The sequence below is a fragment of the Planococcus sp. VCh962 genome (genome assembly GCF_057748275.1).
Genome location: NZ_JBYLHS010000008.1, coordinates 116,028 through 120,104, shown reverse-complemented (window position 1 = coordinate 120,104; position 4,077 = coordinate 116,028). Strand labels below are relative to the sequence as shown.

The 4,077-nt window shown below is 43.0% G+C and carries 4 protein-coding genes and 2 tRNA genes; 5 read left to right on the top strand and 1 reads right to left on the bottom strand.

The genetic code is table 11. The annotated features are described in order from the left end of the window. Window positions 1–83 precede the first annotated feature (83 nt). A tRNA-Lys gene (locus AC3AQ9_RS17725) sits at window positions 84–156 on the top strand. A gap of 30 nt (window positions 157–186) precedes the next feature. Further along, window positions 187–259, top strand: a tRNA-Ala gene (locus AC3AQ9_RS17720). Between the two features lie 70 nt (window positions 260–329). Here AC3AQ9_RS17720 and AC3AQ9_RS17715 read toward each other — a convergent pair. After that, a complete protein-coding gene (locus tag AC3AQ9_RS17715) occupies window positions 330–1,409 on the bottom strand; it encodes a citrate synthase/methylcitrate synthase (RefSeq protein ID WP_488308807.1) in 1,080 nt (359 codons plus the stop codon). 103 nt (window positions 1,410–1,512) lie between these two features. Between AC3AQ9_RS17715 and AC3AQ9_RS17710 the strand changes: the two genes are divergently transcribed. From AC3AQ9_RS17710 to rocF, 3 genes are all read left to right on the top strand, one after another. After that, complete coding sequence (locus tag AC3AQ9_RS17710) at window positions 1,513–2,394, top strand: LysR family transcriptional regulator (protein ID WP_488308806.1); 882 nt, start codon at window positions 1,513–1,515, stop codon at window positions 2,392–2,394. 14 nt (window positions 2,395–2,408) lie between these two features. After that, a complete protein-coding gene (locus AC3AQ9_RS17705; protein WP_488308805.1) occupies window positions 2,409–2,972 on the top strand; it encodes a GNAT family N-acetyltransferase in 564 nt (187 codons plus the stop codon). A 70-nt stretch (window positions 2,973–3,042) separates the two neighbouring features. After that, entirely contained in the window at window positions 3,043–3,951 is a 909-nt protein-coding gene (rocF, locus tag AC3AQ9_RS17700; protein WP_488308804.1) for an arginase, read from the top strand. Window positions 3,952–4,077 lie beyond the last annotated feature (126 nt).

The window sequence follows — 4,077 nt, the reverse complement described above, 5'->3', positions numbered from 1 at the left end:
GGTATAGCCAAGCGGTAAGGCAACGGGTTTTGATCCCGTCATGCCCTGGTTCGAATCCAGGTACCCCAGCCATTTTTTATTTTGAGCCATTAGCTCAGTTGGTAGAGCATCTGACTTTTAATCAGAGGGTCGAAGGTTCGAATCCTTCATGGCTCATTTCTTTTTTTTCCTGCGCCAGTTCAGCGCGGGGCCTTAGCTCAGCTGGGAGAGCGCGACGCTGGCAGCGTCGAGGTCAGGGGTTCGAGCCCCCTAGGCTCCATTGTTCCATGTGTATTTGTACTATCCATGTGTAAAAAGCCCGTATCCAATTTATTGGATGCGGGCTTTTTTTATACTCCAATATATTCTGATTGCGGGCGGAAAATCACATTATCTTTTTGCTGTTCCATAGCATGTGCCGTCCAGCCGACGATGCGGGCTGCACTGAAAGTTGGAGTGAAAAGTTCAGGAGGCATCGCAATCGAACGCATAATGGCTGCTGCATAGAACTCTACATTGGTGTAAAGGGCCCGGCCGGGTTTGTACTGGTTCAGCAGGCGGATGATTTCTTTTTCTGCTGACACTGCCAAATCGAGCCATGGATCGGCTCCCTGTAAGGCCAGGCATTTTTCTCTAAGGACAATTGACCGCGGATCTTCGGTGCGGTAAATACGATGGCCAAATCCCATGATTTTTTCACCGTTCTGCAGTTTCTTTAAAATGACGGATTCAATTTGTTCAGGCATTTTAATTTCTTCCAGCAAATCAATTACTCCGGAAGGTGCTCCGCCGTGGAGAGGTCCTTTCATGGTACCGATCGCTGATGTGATAGCGGAAGTAAGGTCCGACTCAGTTGAAATGGTAACCCGTGCCGCAAACGTAGAAGCGTTCATCCCGTGTTCCATGGTTAACTTCAAATAGGTTTCTAACGCTTCTGTCTGCGCTTCAGATGGCATTTCACCGTTTATCATCCATAAATAGTTGGCGGTATGGCTCAAGTCACTGCGTGGTTCGATCAATTCTTTTTTTTGCTTTAACCGGAAAAGAAATGCTGTCAACACCGGGAAGGCGGCAGTTAATGCTATTGCTTGTTCTTCGATAGGTAAGCGAGTAAACTCATCGTGACTATACGCAGAAATTAAGGTGCGCAAATTATCCATCAAGGACGCTTCCTGAGGCAAAAGCTTTGCTGTTTCAACTACATGAACAGGAATATGGCGGTGTTTAATGAGCTGGTTGTTCAATTCTTTCAGTTCCTGCTCTGAAGCATCATGGCCGTTCCAAAGAAAATAAGCCACTTCTTCAAATGATTTTCCTCGAATCGCTTTGTCTACACCTATGCCGCGATAACGGAGTTCTCCTTTATCTCCATCTACGGAAGCAATTTTAGTTTGGACAGCTGTGACTCCTTTCAAGCCTTTTTGAAACATATGAATCCTCTCCTTTTCTTTTATCATACTCCTGTCAGTTGATAATAAAAATTAAAGATATATAATTAAAACAATTCAAATTATTAATCAAGGGAGGGGAAGTATGGAAATATCGTGGTTAAGAACTTTTGTGGATGCGGCTGAAACACTGAATTTCAGAAAAACCTCTGAGCGATTAATGATGTCCCAGCCGAGTGTGACGGTCCATATACGATTATTGGAAGAAAGCCTCGGCATCTTTTTATTCAAAAGAGAAAAAAACCGGGTTACTTTAACAGAAGAGGGACGCCATTTCCATCGAAAAGCTCAACTCGTATTAAAGCAGCTTGACCAAAGTGTGGAAGAGCTTCAGGCTTTTGCCCAAGGCTATCGGCAAAAATGGACGCTTGCAATTTCTCCTTTGATGGCGGAAACTATCTTGCCTTATATTTTAAAATCATTTACGAAAGACCACCCGAACCTGGAATTGGTCATTCAGGTAGAAGAGTCGGAGCAGATAGAAGAACTGGTGGAGACGGAACAAGTATCGGCCGGAATTTCTGCTTTGCCTCCTAAACGCCATAACGTTCTCCATGAAACGGTTTACAGCGACCCGATTCTTTTTATCTTGCCGAGGGATGCGTATGACGATGAGTCAGGCCCTGCTGTTTCAGGGGAAGCAGCGCTGCAGAGCTCTTTTTTATTCACACATCACCATCCGGCTTATTGGGATGAACTTCTATTAAAATTGCGTCTTCATGTAACCGGCATACGGACGATGAAAGTTACGCAAGCGCATATCGCAAAACGCTTTATACAGGAAGGGCTGGGAGTTTCTTTTTTGCCCAAGTCGATGGTCCGGCGGGAATTGATCGAAGGGCGTTTAATGGATGCCCATTTTGATTTATTTCCACTGCCGACCGTTTCTACTTATTTTTTAGTGAAAGAATTTGGAGAACTTGAGAAAGAATTTTTTAGAAGAATTCAATCGGTATACTTTAGTTAAAAAGGGGATATCACATGATAATTGAGCAGTCGAATATTCGGTTAAGGTTATTGAAGCGGGAAGATTTTAAAGCTTTATGGGAATTGTATACACCCCGGATTTTTGAACACATGCTGACGAAAGTGAAAAGTTACGAGGAGTTGGCAGCTTGGCTGGAAACGGGTTTACAAGGGACCAATGTACTTATTTTTGCGGTAGAAGATTTGAATACAGGCAAAATTATTGGAACTACCCGCATTTATGCAATCGACGAGATCAATAAAAACTGTGAGATCGGCTCTACATTCTATTCGGAATCTGCCCAGCGAACCCATGTCAATACAGCTGTTAAATACGCATTACTCAGCTATTGTTTCGAAAAGCGAGGCATGATTCGTGTGCAATTCAAGACAGATGCTGAAAATATCGCTTCACAGAAGGCGCTTGAGCGAATAGGAGCTGTAAAAGAAGGAACGCTGCGCAATGAACGCATACGTTCTACTGGAAAGCCAAGAGATGCAGTGGTTTATTCAATCATTGATTCGGAATGGCCAAAAGTGAAAAATAAACTAGAAATGAAGATGCATAAATATACTTAATTTTGTCTGGTTGAGCCAATGCTTCCTTAGCAGGTACAATATATTCATCTGAATAAGGGGGTATAAAATAATGAATAAATTAAATGTTTCTATTATAGGAGTTCCAATGGACCATGGCCAAAATCGCCGTGGAGTCGATATGGGGCCAAGTGCTATCCGCTACGCAGGAGTTGTAGAACGGATTGAGAGCTTGGGGCATACGGTGAGAGATGAAGGGGACATCCACATCGGCCATGCAGACGGATCCATTGACACTGATACAAATCTACGCAATTTAAAAGTTGTAACAGATGCTACTGAAGCATTAGGCGCAAAAGTATTTGAAGTTGCCGAAGCAGGGAATTTTCCACTTGTTCTTGGAGGAGACCACAGCATTGCAATCGGAACGCTAGCAGGCATTTCTGAGCGCCATGAAAACTTGGGTGTAATTTGGTACGATGCCCATGCCGATATGAATACAAGCGAAACGTCACCGTCTGGCAATATCCATGGGATGCCTTTGGCAGCCAGCTTTGGGCTTGGGCATGACCAATTAACGAATATCCGTGGGTATTCACCAAAAGTGAAGCCTGAAAACATTGTAATCATTGGTGCCCGTTCTGTTGACCCAGGAGAACGCGAACTGATCAAAGAGCGCGGCATTCGTGTCTACAGCATGCATGAACTTGATAAAATGGGAATGAATGCAGTAATCGATGATGCTATTCAATATTTAAAAGAAGAACGCAAAACCGATGCGGTTCATTTATCCCTTGATTTAGACGGCATTGATCCAATGTATACCCCAGGCGTTGGGACACCTGTTCCAGGTGGCATCACTTACCGGGAAAGCCATTTGGCAATGGAATTACTACATGATGCGGGAATTATCACTTCGGCGGAGTTTGTAGAAGTTAATCCGATTCTCGATGAGAAAAACCGGACAGCTGATGTCGCGGTCGCACTTATTGGCTCATTGCTCGGTGAAAAATTACTGTAATAAATTAAAAACAGGCGAAAGCCTGTTTTTTTTGTTTTTTAATATGTTTTTGTTTTTTAATATGTTTTTGTTTTTTAATATGTTTTTGTTTTTTAATATGTTTTTGTTTTTTAATATGTTTTTGTT